The organism is Bacillus sp. H1a (genome assembly GCF_000633475.1).
Lineage (GTDB): Bacteria > Bacillota > Bacilli > Bacillales > Bacillaceae_G > Bacillus_A > Bacillus_A paramycoides.
The window spans coordinates 98,543-116,956 of record NZ_AYMH01000029.1 but is presented as its reverse complement, the minus strand read 5'-3'; the positions used below and the strand labels follow the sequence as shown (position 1 = coordinate 116,956).

The 18,414-nt window shown below is 31.6% G+C and carries 15 protein-coding genes, 2 pseudogenes and 1 other annotated feature; of the genes and pseudogenes, 15 read left to right on the top strand and 2 right to left on the bottom strand.

Features of this window, described 5'->3' with window-relative positions; genetic code table 11:
- Nucleotides 1-3: 3 nt before the first annotated feature.
- From U860_RS0114515 to U860_RS0114450, 14 genes and pseudogenes are all read left to right on the top strand, one after another.
- A complete protein-coding gene (locus U860_RS0114515; RefSeq protein ID WP_025149101.1) occupies nucleotides 4-678 on the top strand; it encodes a response regulator transcription factor in 675 nt (224 codons plus the stop codon).
- Nucleotides 675-2,090 carry a HAMP domain-containing histidine kinase gene (locus U860_RS0114510; protein WP_025149100.1) on the top strand — a complete coding sequence of 472 codons (1,416 nt, stop codon included), beginning with the start codon at nucleotides 675-677 and terminating at the stop codon, nucleotides 2,088-2,090. The genes U860_RS0114515 and U860_RS0114510 overlap by 4 nt, the downstream gene beginning before the upstream one ends.
- Nucleotides 2,091-2,238: 148 nt before the next feature.
- On the top strand, nucleotides 2,239-3,228 hold the full coding sequence (locus tag U860_RS0114505) for a zinc-binding dehydrogenase (protein ID WP_025149099.1): 990 nt from the start codon (nucleotides 2,239-2,241) through the stop codon (nucleotides 3,226-3,228).
- A gap of 273 nt (nucleotides 3,229-3,501) precedes the next feature.
- Nucleotides 3,502-4,101 (top strand): undecaprenyl-diphosphatase, encoded by a 600-nt coding sequence (locus tag U860_RS0114500; RefSeq protein WP_025149098.1) that lies wholly within the window; start codon nucleotides 3,502-3,504, stop codon nucleotides 4,099-4,101.
- 223 nt (nucleotides 4,102-4,324) lie between these two features.
- Complete coding sequence (locus U860_RS0114495; protein WP_025149097.1) at nucleotides 4,325-6,463, top strand: penicillin-binding protein; 2,139 nt, start codon at nucleotides 4,325-4,327, stop codon at nucleotides 6,461-6,463.
- Between the two features lie 193 nt (nucleotides 6,464-6,656).
- Nucleotides 6,657-6,913, top strand: a binding site (T-box leader).
- Nucleotides 6,914-6,978: 65 nt separating this feature from the next.
- Nucleotides 6,979-8,217, top strand: a complete 1,239-nt coding sequence (locus U860_RS0114485; RefSeq protein WP_025149096.1) for an MFS transporter — start codon at nucleotides 6,979-6,981, stop codon at nucleotides 8,215-8,217.
- Nucleotides 8,218-8,325: 108 nt separating this feature from the next.
- Complete coding sequence (locus U860_RS0114480) at nucleotides 8,326-9,351, top strand: serine hydrolase (RefSeq protein WP_025149095.1); 1,026 nt, start codon at nucleotides 8,326-8,328, stop codon at nucleotides 9,349-9,351.
- A 4-nt stretch (nucleotides 9,352-9,355) separates the two neighbouring features.
- Nucleotides 9,356-9,949: a GNAT family N-acetyltransferase gene (locus U860_RS0114475; protein WP_025149094.1), complete on the top strand. Its 594-nt coding sequence runs from the start codon at nucleotides 9,356-9,358 to the stop codon at nucleotides 9,947-9,949.
- Between the two features lie 101 nt (nucleotides 9,950-10,050).
- Nucleotides 10,051-10,281 (top strand): annotated as a pseudogene (locus tag U860_RS36420) (VanZ family protein); the annotation flags it as partial.
- Between the two features lie 222 nt (nucleotides 10,282-10,503).
- The gene (locus U860_RS0114470; protein ID WP_025149093.1) at nucleotides 10,504-10,959 is read left to right on the top strand and encodes a DUF1453 family protein; all 456 of its coding nucleotides are present in this window, start codon (nucleotides 10,504-10,506) and stop codon (nucleotides 10,957-10,959) included.
- A 79-nt stretch (nucleotides 10,960-11,038) separates the two neighbouring features.
- Nucleotides 11,039-11,545 carry a DUF3189 family protein gene (locus U860_RS0114465; RefSeq protein ID WP_025149092.1) on the top strand — a complete coding sequence of 169 codons (507 nt, stop codon included), beginning with the start codon at nucleotides 11,039-11,041 and terminating at the stop codon, nucleotides 11,543-11,545.
- 199 nt (nucleotides 11,546-11,744) lie between these two features.
- Nucleotides 11,745-12,551: a DegV family protein gene (locus U860_RS0114460; protein WP_025149091.1), complete on the top strand. Its 807-nt coding sequence runs from the start codon at nucleotides 11,745-11,747 to the stop codon at nucleotides 12,549-12,551.
- 153 nt (nucleotides 12,552-12,704) lie between these two features.
- A complete protein-coding gene (locus tag U860_RS0114455) occupies nucleotides 12,705-13,928 on the top strand; it encodes a methyltransferase domain-containing protein (RefSeq protein ID WP_025149090.1) in 1,224 nt (407 codons plus the stop codon).
- A 348-nt stretch (nucleotides 13,929-14,276) separates the two neighbouring features.
- Nucleotides 14,277-14,828, top strand: coding sequence for a TetR/AcrR family transcriptional regulator (locus U860_RS0114450; protein ID WP_025149089.1), 552 nt, complete (start codon nucleotides 14,277-14,279; stop codon nucleotides 14,826-14,828).
- Between the two features lie 238 nt (nucleotides 14,829-15,066).
- Here the strand turns inward: U860_RS0114450 and U860_RS0114445 are convergent, their stop codons facing one another.
- Nucleotides 15,067-15,999 carry an NAD-dependent epimerase/dehydratase family protein gene (locus U860_RS0114445; RefSeq protein ID WP_025149088.1) on the bottom strand — a complete coding sequence of 311 codons (933 nt, stop codon included), beginning with the start codon at nucleotides 15,997-15,999 and terminating at the stop codon, nucleotides 15,067-15,069.
- A gap of 419 nt (nucleotides 16,000-16,418) precedes the next feature.
- Nucleotides 16,419-16,673, bottom strand: a pseudogene (locus U860_RS36415) (MFS transporter); the annotation flags it as partial.
- A 167-nt stretch (nucleotides 16,674-16,840) separates the two neighbouring features.
- On the opposite strand from U860_RS36415, the gene U860_RS0114435 reads away from it, so the two are divergent.
- The gene (locus U860_RS0114435) at nucleotides 16,841-18,136 is read left to right on the top strand and encodes an MFS transporter (RefSeq protein ID WP_025149087.1); all 1,296 of its coding nucleotides are present in this window, start codon (nucleotides 16,841-16,843) and stop codon (nucleotides 18,134-18,136) included.
- Nucleotides 18,137-18,414 lie beyond the last annotated feature (278 nt).

Genomic DNA, 18,414 nt, shown 5'->3' with positions numbered 1-18,414 from the left:
TCGTTGCAATATATATTAATTATTGAAGATGAGGAAAGCTTAGCAGATTTTTTAGAATTAGAATTAAAGTATGAAGGATATAAAGTAGATATACAACTTGACGGAAGAAAGGGATTAGCAGTAGCACTTGAAAATAGTTATGATCTCATTTTACTTGATTTAATGTTACCAGGATTAAATGGACTGGAAGTATGTCGTCGACTAAGAGCAACTAAAAATACACCTATTATTATGTTGACTGCTCGTGATAGTATTATGGACCGTGTGACAGGGTTAGATAGTGGAGCTGATGATTATCTTCCAAAACCGTTTGCGATTGAAGAACTTTTAGCACGTATGAGAGTTATATTTAGAAGAGAAGAAAATATAGAGCATAAGCACACATCTTCTCTTACGTTTAAAGACTTACAGCTTCAAATTGAATCTCGAACTATAACTAAAGGAAATGAAGAAATCGAACTTACAAATAAAGAATTCGAGCTACTGCTTATGTTTATGAAAAATATTAATCGAGTTCTTACCCGTGATATTTTACTTGACCAAGTATGGGGATATGATGCAATGGTTGAGACAAATATCGTTGATGTATATGTTCGTTATTTACGGAATAAGTTACATAGTGTAGATAAGGAGGAATATATCCAAACAGTTCGCGGTGCTGGATATATAATGAAATGATAAAAGACATTATGTACCGAATTCGAAATTTACCTATAAAGTGGAAATTAACACTTTGGTCCACTACACTTGTATTCATATTGTTTATTTTGTATAGCGCGTTACAATTCATTGTAATTAATAAGTGGACTATAGATTATGAACAGAAACAAATAAACAGACAAGTGACAGAAATAGCAGCATATTTTCAAGATAAAAATGATACACTCTCGAGCAAAACATTTGAAAACAGTAAAGAATTTCTTAACAATATGATTGATAAACATCAAATGATTCGTATTATAGGAAATGATGGAAAATCCATTGTTACTGTTTCGCGAGATTTTAATGAAGCGTGGATAGAACCAAAAATGGTTACACAAGATGAATCATTTATAAAAAGACATATAGAAGATCGAATTTTAGTTGAGCGCATACCAATTCAAACAAAAAAATTCACGGGAACTATTGAACTTGCGAAAAACTTAGAGACATTTGATCATTTATTAAAAATAATTTTAGTAGTAATGGTTATCGCAGGGATATGTGGATTAGTGTTTAGTTTTTTAGGCGGGATGCTTATAACGAAAAAGCTTTTATCAAGTGTCCAAAACATAACGGATACGATGAAGCGTATTAAGAAAAATGGACTAAATGAAAGAGTTCCAGTACGAGAAAATAATGATGAACTCGCAAAATTATCGATTCTTTTTAATGAAATGATGGATGAGGTAGAAACTTCTTTTACACAGCAAAAACAGTTTGTAGAAGACGCATCGCATGAATTAAGAACACCATTAACAATTATTCAAGGGCACTTATCAATGCTGAATCGATGGGGGAAAAATGATCCAGCAGTATTGGGTAAATCTCTTCAATCCAGTCTAAAAGAAGTAGATCGATTAAATAAATTAGTTTCAGAATTGCTAGAGCTATCAAGAGCTGAATCAGAACAGATGCATCCAATAGCAGTCGAACGAGTCCATGTTAATAGCGTATTAAAACAAGTTACACAAAACTTTGCAGTACTTCAAACTGACTTTCAATTTGATATGAAATTGGATGCAGATGAAGCATATGTTTCAATGCCATCATCTTACTTAGAGCAAGTTATTATTATTGTAATGGATAATGCAGTGAAATATGCAAAAGAAGTTAATAAGTATATTTGCATTGAATCAAGTATACAATCGGGAAAAGTTAAAATTCGCATAATAGATCATGGAGCGGGAATACCTGAAGGGGATTTACCATTTGTTCTTAATCGTTTTTATAGAGTCGATAAAGCGAGAAGTCGAAAACAGGGTGGAAATGGTCTGGGTCTATCTATAGCAAAAAGGCTTGTAGAAAAATATAACGGAGCTATTCAATTAGAGAGTAAAGAAAACGAAGGAACAATTGTTACGATTACATTTCCTTATGCTACTCATTAATAGTTAAAGGTAGAAAATTCTTTTTGAAAAAACTCTTTAAAAGGAGGAATACATTTTGTATTTCCTCCTTTTTTGATGCTTACTAATCAAATTATTTTATTTATTTCGATATTTCTAGTACATTGAAAGTATTAAGGGGGAATAATTAATGAAAGCTATTGTACATCAACATAAAAAAGGATTAAAAGGTTTAGAATATAAATTATCACCTGAGATAACTCCTAATGTTGGGGAAGTTAAAGTGAAATTAAAAGCAGCAGGTTTAAATCATCGTGATTTATTTATAATAAATAATAGAAGAGAAATGAAATTACCTTTAATTTTAGGATCAGATGGTGCAGGTATTGTTACGGAATTAGGAGAAGGTGTTTCAAATATCACACTACATACAGAGGTTATTATAAATCCTAGTATTGGATGGAATAATACTCATGAAATACCAGAGTTACCTGAAGTATTAGGTGGACCAGCAGATGGAACGTTTGCCGAATATGTTATTCTGCCAGCTGAAAACGTAGTGAAAAAGCCATCCTATCTTTCGTGGGAAGAATCTGGTGTGTTATCTTTATCGGCATTAACTGCATATAGAGCGCTTTTTACAAAAGGTAGATTGAAATCTGAAGAACATGTTCTAATTCCGGGAATTGGTGGTGGTGTAGCTACTTATGCTATGTTATTTGCTAAAGCAATCGGAGCAAAGGTGAGTGTTACTTCAAGGATAAAGAGCAAAAGAAAAGCTGCAGAAAAATATGGAGCAGACTTTTCTTTTAATAGTTCTGGTAATTGGGAAGAGTGCTTGCATGGCGAAAAAGTAGATTTAATTATAGATAGTATAGGGCCCGCGACTTTCTTGAAATATTTTGATATATTAAAACCAAATGGAAGAATCGTTAATTTTGGTGCAAGTTCAGGAGATAAAATTGAATTACCGTTACGAGCATTATTTTATAATCAAATCGATATTATGGGAACATCAATGGGAAGTAGTGAGGAATTTAATGAGATGATTCATTTTATAGAGGAACATAATATTAAACCAATCATTGATAAAGTATATCCATTAGAAGAAGCAATTCAAGCTTTAAATCGAATGCAGCAAGGAGAACAATTCGGTAATATAGCCCTTCGTATGAAATGAAAATATGATTTCGTAGCTAATATATTTAAATGAACATGTTAAGTATTGTATTCATACATAGATTGTTTACCATACTATTTTAAATATTTTACAACTTTTATACATATTTAGCACGTGTAAATAGTTACACGATTGTCAAATTAATAGTAGCAAAATGAGAATTAGATGAGAAAAGTTTAAGCCCATTTTCATATTGATGTTGTATACTGTGTAAGTCAAGAACACTTGTATCTTTATTTAAAGTACAATGAGAAATAATAAGGAGAGAGTAATATGAATTACACAGTATTTCAATGGATTAATAATTTTGCTGGATCATCCAAGCTATTAGATACGCTAATGATCGCTATTACAAATAGTGTTCCATATGTAGCTATTTTATTTATGCTTATCCTATGGTTCAATAATGGAAAGAAAGAGAATGCAATCAGAAAACAATATACAGTGTTATATACGACACTTTCAGTTAGTATTGCATTATTAGTAAATGTTCTTATACATGCGGTATATTATCATCCGCGTCCTTTTATTACACATCATGTAAATCAATTAGTACCGCATGCAGCAGATTCATCATTTGTAAGTGATCATTCTGTACTTGTATTTTCGATTGCTTTCGTATTTATTCTTAGAGGAGAAAAACTTAAATATATCGCGCTTATATGGGCAATATTAGTCGGTGTATCACGCATGTACGTAGGTGTTCATTATCCTCTAGATATACTTGGTGCTGCGTTCTTAACATTTATTACAAGCGGATTAGTAATGCAAAGTACACGTATATTTGAACCGTTAGCAAACTTTATTTTCAAAATGTATGCACTAGTAGCAAAACGAGTTCCTTTTTTAGCGAAATATAACCATATAGCGTAAACTTAAGAACCTACAAAAAGTAGGTTCTTTTTATTTGAAGATTCTAAAATTTCACTCACCGCATTTAATAGTTAAAAACATAAAACGATAAGAAACAAATGGCAACATAGATTGTTTTCTTATCGTTTTAGAGGATTTCACTAAAAAAACTTCGAAAAATATAGTATCTAAAATAAAAAAGCGCATATTTGCATTAATAAATTGTAAAGGAAAGGAGATAAGTATGCATAAACTTCAAACGAATAAAGGCGCTCGATATATGATGATTGCTTTTATTGTTTTGTTTCTTACTATGCTTTTACGTATATTTTATATTCAAGCTGTAGGAGTCGTGCATAATGTTAATGTAAAGGATCTTGCGAATGAACAACATAACAAAAATGGAGTTCTGGAAGCAAATCGTGGTACAATTTATGACCAAAATGGGAAAGTATTAGTTCAAGATTCAACAACATATCGCATCGTTATAAATCTAAAGGGAAAAGATAAATTAAAAGATAAAGAAGACACTGCTCAACGTTTAGCAGATGCGCTTGAAGTTGATAAAGAGGAAATCATGAAAAATTTCCATGAAGGACGTACACAAGTTGAAATTGGTAAAATTGGTCGGAATTTATCTAGAGATGTGAAGGAAACAATTAAAGATTTAAAAATACCAGGTGTATCTTTTAAATCTGAAAAAGCCAGAGTATATCCAAATGAAGATTTCGCTTCTTATATACTAGGTTTTGCAAGACCAGACGATAAAGGCAATGCAGAAGGGAAATTTGGGCTTGAAAAAAGTTTAGATAAATATTTGCGCTCTACAAATGGAAATATTTCATATGTAGGCACTCGAAAAGGAATTCCGCTTACAAATGATATAGAAAAAATAGAACCTGCTAAAAATGGGCATAACGTATATCTCACATTAGATAAACAAATTGCTAGTTTTTTAGAAGAAGCGATGAATAAAGCACAGCAACACTATGATCCTTCTATGTTAGTAGGTATTATTGCGGATCCAAAAACAGGTAAGATTTTAGCCATGTCTAGTAAGCCTAGTTATAATCCTAACAAAGGAGACATTGAATATTTTTTAAATGATCCAATTGCAAACGCATACGAACCAGGGTCTACAATGAAAGTTTTTACATTAGCTGCAGCAATTAATGAAGGTGTATATAACGGGAGAGAATATTTCCAATCAGGAAAATACGCAGTTGGTTCAGCAGAAATTAAAGACCATAATGGTGGTTATGGATGGGGTTCTATTACATTTGATGAAGGGTTTGAACGATCATCAAATGTCGGATTTTCTATTTTAGAAGATCAGTTATTGAAGCCAAACAACTTTAAGAAGTATATGAATAAATTTGGATTCAATCAAAAAACAGGCATAGATCTACCTGGAGAAAGTAAAAATACATTATTGTTAAACACACAGATTCAACAAGTTACTACTTCTTTCGGTCAAAGTTCAACTGTAACTCCTATTCAATTAGTACAAGCTGCTACAGCAATAGCAAATGACGGGAAAATGATGAAGCCATTTATTGTTGATAAAGTTGTAAATCCAACAAACAATCAAGTTATTATGGAAAATCAACCTAAAGAAATAGGGAATCCGATTAAAAAAGAAACTGCAAATAAGGTAAGGAACTTAATGGAGCGTGTAATAACTTCATCAAAAGGGACGGGAACGATGTATAAAGTTGATGGTTATCCGATTGGTGGTAAAACAGGAACAGCACAAATTCCGAATCCTGAAAATGGACGATATATGGAAGGAAAGGAAAATTACATTTTTTCATTTCTAGGAATGGCTCCGATTGATGATCCACAATTAGTCGTATATTTAGCCATTAAGCAACCGAATTTAAAGGGGGATGAGTACGGCGCTCAGCCTCTTGCTGAAATTTTTAAACCAGTTATGAAAAATAGTCTAGAATATTTAAAGGTGAAACCATATACAGAAAAACAAATGGCAGATGCAACGAAGCAATCTCAAATAAAAGCACAAAATTATGTGAACCAATCGATGGATAAAGTAAAAAATATTGCAGAAAAAGAGAAACTTCAGCCAGTATTATTAGGCGAAGGGAAAATAATAAAACAATATCCACAGACTGATGAGGTGATAAGTGAAGGAGATCGAATATTTCTAGTAGGAAATAATGTGAAAATGCCTAACTTAAAAGGGTGGTCAATGCGTGATGTTATGTATTTATCAAAATTATTTAAATTAGATTTAAAAACGACAGGTACGGGCTATGTGATGAGTCAAAGTATTGAAAAAGGACAAGATTTACAAGAAGGGGCGACTTTAAAGCTAGACTTAGAGCCTCCGTTACAACCATTAGCAGAAGCGAGTGCAAATTAATATAGAATTTTGTAAGAGCCTATTATTCTACAGGCTCTTTTTGTTAGAAATACAAGTAATTTCACGCACTGTATTTTTTATATTAATAATAAATTAAGCGACAAAATTATAGGGGATGTTCTCTTTTATCAAAAAACTGATTATTCTTTTTAATCATTTACAATATAAAAACTCTATGCTAATATGGATAAAATTACATGCGATGATGAGAAGAGTAAATAAATGAATTTTTCACAGAGAGCTCCGTTTAGCTGAAAAGGAGAAAAAATTCTTTATTGAACCAAGCCTCTGAGCAGCACATCGGAACCTTTTATGAGGGGGTGGTGTGACGGGAGCTCCCGTTATAGAGCTAAGGTATAAGCATGAATACAATGCAGTACCTGATAAGGTTGATATGGCGACATATTAATAAACTAGGGTGGCACCGCGATAATAAATCTCGTCCCTAAGACTATAAGTCTTGGGGGTGGGATTTTTTTATTGTTTTAAAACAATGTAGAAAGCGGAGGCCTAAAATGAAAAAATTACTTAAAGATTGGAAATACCCTTTATTACTATTGTCTGGAGTCGGTATTGCAAATTTAGGGGCATGGATTTACTTAATAGCACTGAATATACTTGTCTATAATATGGGAGGCTCCGCCTTAGCTGTTGCTACTTTATATGTGATTAAACCATTAGCTGCTTTATTTACAAACGCTTGGTCAGGAAGTATGATTGATCGTTTAAACAAACGGAAATTAATGACCCAACTTGATATATATCGCGCAGTATTTATCGCTATTTTACCCTTGGTTCCATCCCTTTGGATTGTCTATCTCTTAGTATTCTTTATAAGCATGGCCAGTGCGATTTATGAGCCAACTGCTATGACGTATATGACGAAATTAATTCCAGTAGAGCAAAGACAACGTTTCAACTCACTACGTAGTTTAATAGGATCTGGTGCATCTTTAATTGGTCCGGCGGTAGCGGGAGTATTATTAATAGCGAGTACACCAGATTTTGCTATATATATGAATGCTATAGCATTTCTGTTATCAGGATTCATTACATTACTTTTACCTAATCTTGATAAAAAATATGATTCTAATACATCCAGTGAAAAATTGTCTCTAACTGTATTAAAGAAAGATTGGAACATAGTTTTAAATTTTAGTAAAAAGTCTGTGTATATCGTTTGTGTTTACTTCTTATTCCAGGGGATGATGGTATTAGCTACTGCTATTGATTCACTTGAACTATCGTTTGCAAAAGAAGTTTTATTGTTAACAGATAGTGAGTATGGCTTCCTAGTTAGCATCGCTGGGGCGGGATTTATTTTAGGCGCAATAACTAATACAATTTTGTCAAAAAAATTAGCACCTTCATTTCTTATAGGAGTGGGTTCATTATTTATCGCAATCGGTTATCTAGTATATGCTTTTTCAAATGGGTTTTTAATAGCTGCTATCGGATTCTTTATATTATCTTTCTCTATGGCATATGCAAATACGGGGTATTACACATTTTATCAAAATAATGTTCCTGTTGATTTGATGGGACGGATTGGAAGTATATATGGGCTTGTTATTGCGACAATAACCATTTTTATAACAATTCTGTTCGGCGTTTCAACTCAATTCATTTCTATACAACTTGTAGTCATTGTAGGAGTATTGGTAACGCTACTTATTACTATCATATTGTGTGTGTTTACCTTATTACCTTCAAGGTCCAAGGTATATTCAGCTGAATCAATAGATTCGAAATAATTTTTCTTCCTTTTTACAATTAATGGTACGTAATAAGAGGGTTCTTCCATCTATATATTGAAAAATAATTAGGTGGAAGAACATTATTGGATGATGAGGGTGGTTGTTATGATCAATACAAATGATACGGTTGCGAAAATTGTAAAAGAATTGTACCAAGAACTAGAGTTTTCTGGAGTAGTCTTAATTAAAAGAGAAAATGACATTATCTACGAAAGCTCATTTGGATATGCTAACCAAAGTGAACGAATAAATAATACGCTACAAACACGATTTGGCATTGCTTCAGGGTGTAAATTATTCACCGCAATTGGCATCTGTCAACTTGTTGAAAAAGGTGTAATTACTTTTCATACAAAATTAAAAGATTGTTTACATATTGAATTTCCAAACTTCGATAAAGATATTACAATACATCAACTTTTAACACATAGCTCTGGTATTCCTGATTATTTTGATGAAAGTATTATGGATAACTTTGAGGACCTTTGGAAACAAACGCCTATGTATCTTTTTAAAGGTTTAAGAGACTTTTTACCATTATTCCAAAACAGTACTATGATGTTTGCACCAGGAAGTAAGTTTCACTACAACAATGCCGGTTTTATCATACTTGGATTAATTATAGAACAACAGACGGGACTCGAATTTACGGAATATATAAAAAAGAATATATTCATGCCAATTGGAATGAATGATTCCGGCTATTTTTCTTTAGATAAATTACCAAAGCATACAGCCCTTGGATATATAAAAGATGGAAATAACGAAAAGTGGAGAACAAATACATACTCTATACCTATAAAGGGCGGTGCTGATGGCGGGGCTTACATTACCGCACCAGACATGTTGAAATTTTGGGAGGCTCTATTTAACAATGAAATATTAAACCGCGAATATACGAAGTTACTTTTAACTCCTCACATTTTGGTAAACGATAGTCAGTCTTACGGCTATGGAATATGGATTGAGAAAAAACAAAACAACATTATTAAATATCATGTAATGGGATATGATCCAGGTGTGAGTTTTCGCTCAGCTGTATATCCTGACCTAGGAATCACGTTAGTTATTCCATCAAACAAAGGAGCAGGACCTGAAAAATTAATGGCAAAAATAGAAGGAGCTTTTTGATTACATGGATATTAAGATTAGGGCATATAAAAAAGAAGATGAAATAGGCTGGGTACGTTGTCGAGCGTTATCTTTTTTAGATACAGCATATTATGATAACGTATTTAGAGAGAAAGAAAAATATGAAAATCCTACTATTGAATTAGTAGCTGTACACGAAGATCAAATAGTGGGTTTGATAGATATTGAATACGAATTAGAAGAACGTACTGTTTGTTCAAGAGGAACTGGTCTTGGCGGTATGATTTGGCATATTGCAGTTCATCCCGATTTTCGCAGAAGGAGAATTGGTAATCAACTATTAAATGAAGCAGAAAAGTTAGCGAAAGAACTTAAGCTAAATCGACTGGAAGCATGGACTAGGGACAATCTATGGGTACATGGATGGTATGAAAACAATGCTTTTGTAAACGTAGATTCATATTTACACGTATATTCCGATCATACAGACGGAATAAAAGGTGTAATAAAAAGTAATATGAAACAGTTATATCCGGTTCAAACATTTGCTCATTATACAGGTGAAAATAAAGAAGGAATAAGAAAACAATTTAAACGGGTACATGATTGCGTCTGCTTTGAAAAGTATTTTAGTTAATGGGATAAGTTATAAATTGAAAACCTTCATTTTATTTACAAAATGAAGGTTTTCTTTAATGGATTTCAATTATAGAAAAATAAAAATTATGTTATATATACACTTAATTATTAGGGTTTGTTATATCAGTTTGTATTGAATTGTTACAATTAATTGAGTCTTTAATTAGTGGATGGGGACGCATTACCGATATTGATGATGTAATCTGAAACGTTCTAGGTTCTATTCTTAGATATTTCATTTATAAAAGCACTTTAAAACTAGCTGCTAAATTTAACATTCAAGTATTAGATAAAACTGATTCTACAGGTGTAGAATCTATGGAGAACTAAGAGTTTAAACGAGTTCATAAAAAATGTACTTGTTTTGAATAAAGGTACTAAAAGACGTACGAGTAAAAAGTACGTCTTTTTACTTTTATAAATAATGCTTAAGACTGAGGGGAAATCACATTCCATATTTTACAATTAAAAGTAGCTATTGTATTTCAAGTATGGAATAAAGAAAGGAGAATATAATTTTTTAAGGGAAGAGTGTAAATAGGGGGGATTTAATTGGATATTATCGTTGTTATTTTTATTATCGTTTTAATGCAAGGTAAAGAACGTAAAGTAAAAATTAATCGTATTTGGCTCGTTCCAGCTTTATTGTGCTATGTAACAATTCAATCCATTGTTCATATGGAGCAAGTAACTTTATTGCAAGGAGCTCTTTTCGTTGCAATGCTTGGAATTGGATTGGGCCTTGGAATTATTAGGGGAAAAGCGTTAACATTTCGATTAGATAGTGAAACGGGTCATGTATTACGAAAAGGAAATTGGTTAAGTACAATTATTCTTCTTGTTATTTTAGGTGCGAAAATCGTAATTAAGCAAAGTATGTTTTCTGGTAGCACGCACTATACATTAATGGTTGTAACAAATGCCTTTTTATGTATCACATTAGGTACTGTTATTAGTAGACGATATTATATTTGGAGAAAATATAATGAATTAACACAAAAGGTATAAAAAATTCATCCCTTGTTTAACAATCTTTCTAATGGTAATACTAATTAACATTGAACTTTTTAGAATAAGGGATGATATTATGATTTTTATCTATACAGATTTTGGTGGAACACATACAACTTCACTCGCTGCAGCTTATCATTTAAATAAATTACCAACTGATAGGAAATTAACGAAAGAAGAAATTTTAAATGTGGATTACTTTAATAAATTGAAAACAGAAGATATGGGAAAGATTATTTTCCATGGACAAGATGAATATGAGAATCCTGTATATACAATTGGATGCGGGGCATCAAAAGTCGTTGTACCTGCGATGAAGCATTTAGGAGAGATTCTACAAAAACATTATCAAAGCCACGAAAAGATTATTTTTTCTAATACATCACCAACAGTGCCTTTACCAATGACTTTAGGTGGTCTGTTTTCTAGAAGGTTACACATCGACTTTATCGGTGTACCGTTACTCGTATGGGGAGCGAAAATTTGCTGTGATAACATACAACGACTTGTTAGTTATACGAAAGAAGCTGGGCGATTGACCAATGATTATGTTGTAATTTTAGATAATGAAACCTTTAAATAATGTAGTATTAAAAGAAAATTGGGGAAATATCCTGATTTTCTTTTTTATTTGTGAAATAGACAAAAAATATTCACATTTAATATTCATCTACTATAGCAAAAATAAGAAAGTCCTGTTACTATTACAGGGATATTCTCTTTTTATAATATAAATATATAGAAAAGTCAGAAAAGAGGAATAGAATTAAGGGAGGAACAACATGAAGCGTGTTGCTTGGATTACTGATAGTACAACTGCGAGTTTTACAACAGAAGGAGATAACTTTGTTATCCCAATTGAAGTTATTATTGATGGAGTGCCGTACAAAGATTGTGAAGAAGGTGTTCGTGAACGCGTCTATAATGCGTTAAACGAAGGCAAAACTGTCACTACATCACAACCTAACATTGGGGAAATGGTAGAGCTATTTACGAAATGTAAAGAAGAATACGAAGAAGGATTCGCAGTCGCTATTAGCGGAAAAGTAAGTGGAACATATCAAAATATGAAGCTAGCTGCAGAAATGGCAGGTTTCCATTTAACTGTATTAGATAGTGAAACAACAAGTTATCCAATGGATGAACTAATTAGAAAAGCGAAATCGTTATACAATGATGGTATGACTTTACAAGATATACACAAAACATTAGTAGATGAAAAAAGAAGACCTTTTCATGTATTTCCAAAGAGTTTAAAAGGTCTATATGCAAGTGGTCGTGTAAAAGGAGTTCAATTTTTACTTGGAAGTTTATTAAGTGTCAACTTAATTTTGGAAGTAAAAGGTGGGGAACTTTTACTTGAAAAGAAAGTACGCAAAATCCAAAAGTGTAGAGAATACATTAAAAATGAGCTTGAGAAAGAGCTACCAAAAGTACTCCATATGTTCCATGCTAATGATAAAGATGGTGCTGAGGAATGGATTTCAGATATAAGACAAGCATTCCCTGAAATGGATTTCAAACTGTATCCATTACCAATTTCATTTGCTGTTCATGCCGGTGAAGGTACAATAGCAATTAGTTATTAAAAGGAAAACCCGTGAATGATTCGCGGGTTTTTTTATTATATAAAACCTTCATTACATCATCCCCGTATCATAAATAATAATGTATAGATAAAAGGATTTTCTACTATAAAAAAAGAAGTATTTATAAACAAATACTATAATGGTAGTGATATTATGAAAATCGGTAAATTCGGAAAGATAAATAATATAAGTATAGATACAATCAGACATTATATGGATCTCGGACTAATTATTCCTGAAAAGAAGGGTGGCCACTATTTTTTTGATGAGTATTGTCAAAAAGATGTAGAGCTTATATTAGAGTACAAATGGCTAGGATTTAGCTTGAATGAAATTAAAGAACTTTTTCTTTATAAAAATTTAGCGAAATCTATGAATTACGAAAAAGATACTTTTTACCAATCTTTATTTAAATTGAAATACGAAAAGATTGAACAAGAAATACAAATTTTAGAGGAGAGAAGAGATAAATTAAAAGAAGTGTTAAATGATTTATCTCTAACAAATGAAACTTCGAATTCTATTATAGGGATAGATTTAAGCGTACTTCATTTACTTATATGTTCTAAGTGTAGCAAAAACCTAATTCTTCAAAATGGAATTATTAAAAGCAATCAAATTACAGAGGGAAAGTTAATTTGTAACTGTGGTGAAAAATACATTATTATTTCAGGGATTATAACAGCTGGTAAATTATTTAAAGCATATGAGCGAACTTCACTTGAAGATTCTATTTCGGATTATATTCATGAAACTGATACTGCATATTTGGAAAATATGCATAGAGAAGGAGAATGGGCGAAAAAGAAACTAATACAATTAGATTTAAATAACAAAATACTACTTGATATAGGATCGGGTCTTGGGTTCTTTTTGCGAAACATTTATGAAGAACTACCCGAAGATTGCTTATATATTGCAGTTGATCGAGATTTGAATAAACTGCTATTTTTAAAAGATGTATTAGAGAGAAGTAATCCGAAAAGAAACATCCTCTTTATCTGTGCTGATTTTTTAAATATACCTATTCAGAATCAGTCTGTTGATATTGTAATTGATCAATCTGGTACTAGTAATTACAGTTTTGAGCATGAAACTTTTTTACTTCACAAATTAAATTCTCTTTTAAAACCTGATTGTTTTTTATTAAGTTTATTTATTTTATTTAAAAATTTTAGCATAAACAGCCAAATTGCAACTAGGTTTCGAGAAAATTTTACATTTTCAAAAGTAACGAAAGAAATCCAAAATCTACAGTTTCAATCCATTGATGAAAGAACCTCAAGTTATTTGGAACGAGGCGGAAAATACGAGGATTTCTTTGTTCAAGGAGAAGAAATTTATACATATTCATTTTTCGGAAAAAGATGGGGGTAATCCCATCTCTACATGATTGTGCGACATAAAAAAGTTGTATATGACACCTAAGATATCAAATAAGGTTTTCATCTCATACCTATGGGATTTCCGTCCGTTTTTCTGTAAGAGATTAAACAGCAGTTTTATATACTCATTACGTTTTAATTTATTATTGCTATTTCTTTTGGACTCATAATATTTATGATAATTAAAGTTTTTGGAAAATAAACATTGAGTGATTAATCAACATTTGTCTATAATCTTTATTGAAAATATTATAATATTTTAAGTGAGCGTTATCTACTTAATATTCAGCACGTTAATAGGAATTACTAATTATGTTTAGGGAAGTTTGGTGAACGAATTATGTCTAAAGTGGATAGGAGAATAACAAAAAGTCAAAAAGCTATTAAAAAAGCTATTACTGAACTGATGTGTACAAAATCATTTGATGACATTACTATACAGGATATTGCTAATAGCGCAGATGTTAACCGAGGAACCATTTATCTTCATTATATTGATAAATATGATTTGTTGGATAAACTTATTGAGGAACATATTAACGAATTGCGTGGAATCTGTGAGATGCCATCTCAAAGTGCTTCTACAGATGGAATCACTAGCTCATTCGAATATTTTGAAAGCAATTATATATTTTTTTCAGCGATGTTATGCAGCAAAGGAGCCCCGTTCTTCCGAAAACGGTTCCTGGAGTTTTTCATTGAAAGTATCAAGGATGCTAGAAGGATAAATACAAATGAGGGGAAAAATAAAGGGGTAAAAGAAGAAGTTATTCTTCAATTTTTGGGAGCTGCTTGCGTACAAGTAGTGGAGTGGTGGTTTATGAACAAAATGCCTTATCCACCACATGTAATGGAGCAACAACTTGAGATATTGATTGAAAGAAATATATAGGTGTCCCTATTACCGTTTTAACCCTTCTTATCATTTTGAAGACTATAAAAGGTATGCGTAAATGATAAAAATGTACCCTATAGAATAGACATAGAAAAAAGTCCATTCTATAGGGTATTTCTTGGAGGATAAGAGAAAAATTAAGAATAGAGTAGGTTCAAAATAACAAAAAAACTATTTACAGAAAAAATCCGAATTTTAATAGGATCGTAAATTCGAAAAATCCTCTTAAGTGTTATTAGTTACCATATTTCAGTTTGAAAATCTCCTCAATTTCCTCGTCAATTGAGGAATATTTGGGAATCCAATGTAATACATTAGTTGCTTTGGTACTGTTTAAATTTGCATTTATACCGAACACAAGAGAGGGGGCCTCTCCCCAAAGTACTTTAGCTTCTTCGAACGAAATGCTGTTTGTTTGTACAACAAAACCTAGTTTGTCACTGATTGACAGGGCAATGCTTTTCCTATTCATGTCGAAACTTGCTGGATGATACAGTTCACCAGCAGGTGAATTCTTCAATGCTAACCAATAGAGTTCTGCCAAATCTTCTACATGAACAAAGGAGATAAGATTTTCCCCCTTGTTAATATAAAAGCTAGCTTTTTCTTTCATGGCCGTATCGATTAAAAATGGGAACATAAAGTTTTTACCCTTGCCATAAATGTGAGGAATTCTAATAACAATCGTTCTAATTCCAAATTCTGCTGCCTGTAAAACCATATTTTCTGTTTCTACCCTCTTAGCAACAAAAGAAGGTGGATTAATCGCAGGTATATCTTCAGACATATGTGGAGCTACTTCTCCGATTTTATGTAAGTCCGCAATAACCATTGCACCACTTGAATATATAAAGGTTTTATTTGTTCCTTTCATTGTATCTAGAACTGTTTTGATAGCTTCGTGATCCTCATTAAATGCAGGAGCTCCATCATTAAATGCATTACCTGGTGCAGCTACATGAATCACTGCATCTACTTGTTCTGTAGCTACTTTTAATGTTTCTGGTTTAAAAATATCTCCCTTTATTGGGGAAATGCCCATTCTTTTTATTTTTTTATATGATTCTATAGATCTAGCCAATCCATAAAGTTCAACATTTTGTTTTTTGAAATTTTCTACAATCGTTGAACCTAGGTATCCAGTTGCGCCAATAATAAGTACTTTCATACATGTACCTCCTAAATATTCATTTTAAAACTTGTGTGTATTTAATATCAGATAAAGCAAATGAGATTTTGTTAATCAACAACTGTTTATAATTATAATTAATAGGAAACTACATACAATGGTTAAATTAGCTGGATTTGTTGGATATTCAACAAAAATGTTGAAAGTGTTAATTATTTTAAGGTGTTTTGGTGAACTCATGTATTAAAATGAATTCAGCATCTTAATTAGAAAGTGTTTATAAAAGAGTGTTGAATAGATAATCAAAAGATTAATGGTCTATGACTAGCCCAAATAAAAAAAGCGATTCACTTCTTCTTTTACTTATTAGACGAATTATATAGTAACACCAAAGTTAAATTAAATAGAAGTGTGCATACCATAACTATATTTTTTGCAATTAAAAGTAAAAGAGAGTGTTAATCTATACGTTTAGCGCTCACATGGCATTCTCTTGTCAGTGTATGTCTAGTGAGAGAAAAGATAGCCAAACCTAAAGATAGAAGAACTAGAAATCCGCCAACCCAGGCCATGTTGGCGACATTATGTACTTGTTTTAAAGCTATACCTCCAACTGCAGACCCGAGTGAAATTCTGATTTGTAGAGCGGAATTATTAAAACTTTGCTGTATATCTGATGTGTCTGGGGCAGTTTGGATTAAATAACTTTGTTGATTTTATCGTTGTGGGAGTATACCAAAACCTTAAGTTGATGGTCATGGGGTTAACCCCATCTTTTTTAATTTTTCTTTTAGAAGTTTTTAATAATAGCATATTGATATTGGGTTGACCCGAGAACTTACACTGTACGTAATACAAAGTTCAGCGGGAGGGAAAAGTTATGGGGAGTTTACGATTACATTTAGAAAATAAAAAAAGCAATCAAGAACTAAGAAATATTTGTCTCTATTCAATTGCGAAAACAGTATCTATATTTGGTAGCTCTATTTATAGTTTTGCATTAGGATTATATGTTTTACAAATAACTGGGTCAGCATTCAATTTTGCACTTACGCTCATATTAGGAACTATTCCAATGATTATTATAAATCCATTTGCCGGCGTAATCGCAGATAAGGTTGATAAAAAGAAGCTGGTTGTTTGTATGGATCTACTTAATGGAGGGGTATTAATCGCAGTTTATATATTCAGCAGCAATTATGGATTAAACTTATTCATCATTTATACTACTACCTTTCTTATGACGGTATTTACAACATTTTTTGGAATAGGATTAGAAGCCGCAAAACCCAATATCGTCTCTAAAGAGAGGCTTATGAGTATTAACTCTATAAGTAAAATTATCGATTCTGTATCTTTAATTCTCGGTCCTATGCTAGGTGGCATCGTTTTTGTTGTCTTAGATATAAAAACTTTTATTATTATAAATGGTATTTCATTTATTCTTTCGGGCATATCCATGTTGTTTATTCACTTTAAATTGTTCGAGTGCAACATAAATGAGGAATGTTTACAAACAGGCATTAATTTTATCAAAGATATAAAAGAGGGATTTTCTTACTTAATTGAAAATGAACGCTTAAAGAATACGTTTAGTATTTTAATATCACTTAATTTCTTCTTAGGCTTTGCAGTAACTGTTCCATTGCCATACATTATTAACACGGTTCTCAATCTAAGTTCTAAACAATTTGGGATGATTCAAGGGACTTTTCCAGTAGGGATGATAGTTGGTGCAATACTAGTAAAAAAGATAACTAATCGTTTTTCTTACTCCTATCTTTTAAAAAAGTTAAGTTTTATGTTAGCAGTTTTTATGATTATTTCAGGAATTCCAGTTTTATTCAAAAGTTTTGAAGTAAATGGTTTTGCATACGTTATTACGTATTGTGTTGTTATGTTCTTTTTAGGGCTAATTATAGTTTTAATTGATATACCATTAGCTTGTTTCATGCAAAAAGAGATTCCAAATGAATATAGAGGGAGAGTACTCAGCATTGGATTAAGTATAGGTAAAATGATGCTCCCTATAGCAATGGCACTATCAGGTATATTATTAAACTATATTCCAGCCTATACTATTCCAATTGTAGGAGGAATCTTATATCTAATATTGAATAAGGTTTCTTCAAATCGTTTAATATTAGAAGTTCATTCGAAAGATTATAGTGTTTAGTAGCTTCTTAAAAAACAGCTTTCCTTACGTTAAAGGAAAGCTGTTTTTTTAATTGAACTCAAAATCTCATAAAAAAGAATAATGTGTAGGTTACAATATAAATGTACAAATTATCAAAAAAATCTTTTGTTTAAATTATAAAATATGAATTATACAGAGGTGTTGAGGAATGGATTACTTTGAAAGTATACAAAAATCAATTGAATACATTGAAAAGAACTTACTGATATTACCGATGTCTTAAATTCAATATTTCCAAATGAAAATGAAGATTTACA

Excerpts from the sequence above, each read along its gene's own strand:
- U860_RS0114435 (WP_025149087.1), top strand. The coding sequence starts at position 16,841 with ATGGGGAGTTTACGATTACATTTAGAAAATAAAAAAAGCAATCAAGAA.
- U860_RS0114500 (WP_025149098.1), top strand. The coding sequence starts at position 3,502 with ATGAATTACACAGTATTTCAATGGATTAATAATTTTGCTGGATCATCC.
- U860_RS0114505 (WP_025149099.1), top strand. The coding sequence starts at position 2,239 with ATGAAAGCTATTGTACATCAACATAAAAAAGGATTAAAAGGTTTAGAA.
- U860_RS0114475 (WP_025149094.1), top strand. The coding sequence starts at position 9,356 with ATGGATATTAAGATTAGGGCATATAAAAAAGAAGATGAAATAGGCTGG.
- U860_RS0114455 (WP_025149090.1), top strand. The coding sequence starts at position 12,705 with ATGAAAATCGGTAAATTCGGAAAGATAAATAATATAAGTATAGATACA.
- U860_RS0114450 (WP_025149089.1), top strand. The coding sequence starts at position 14,277 with ATGTCTAAAGTGGATAGGAGAATAACAAAAAGTCAAAAAGCTATTAAA.
- U860_RS0114465 (WP_025149092.1), top strand. The coding sequence starts at position 11,039 with ATGATTTTTATCTATACAGATTTTGGTGGAACACATACAACTTCACTC.
- U860_RS0114445 (WP_025149088.1), bottom strand. The coding sequence starts at position 15,999 with ATGAAAGTACTTATTATTGGCGCAACTGGATACCTAGGTTCAACGATT.
- U860_RS0114510 (WP_025149100.1), top strand. The coding sequence starts at position 675 with ATGATAAAAGACATTATGTACCGAATTCGAAATTTACCTATAAAGTGG.
- U860_RS0114460 (WP_025149091.1), top strand. The coding sequence starts at position 11,745 with ATGAAGCGTGTTGCTTGGATTACTGATAGTACAACTGCGAGTTTTACA.
- U860_RS0114485 (WP_025149096.1), top strand. The coding sequence starts at position 6,979 with ATGAAAAAATTACTTAAAGATTGGAAATACCCTTTATTACTATTGTCT.
- U860_RS0114495 (WP_025149097.1), top strand. The coding sequence starts at position 4,325 with ATGCATAAACTTCAAACGAATAAAGGCGCTCGATATATGATGATTGCT.
- U860_RS0114480 (WP_025149095.1), top strand. The coding sequence starts at position 8,326 with ATGATCAATACAAATGATACGGTTGCGAAAATTGTAAAAGAATTGTAC.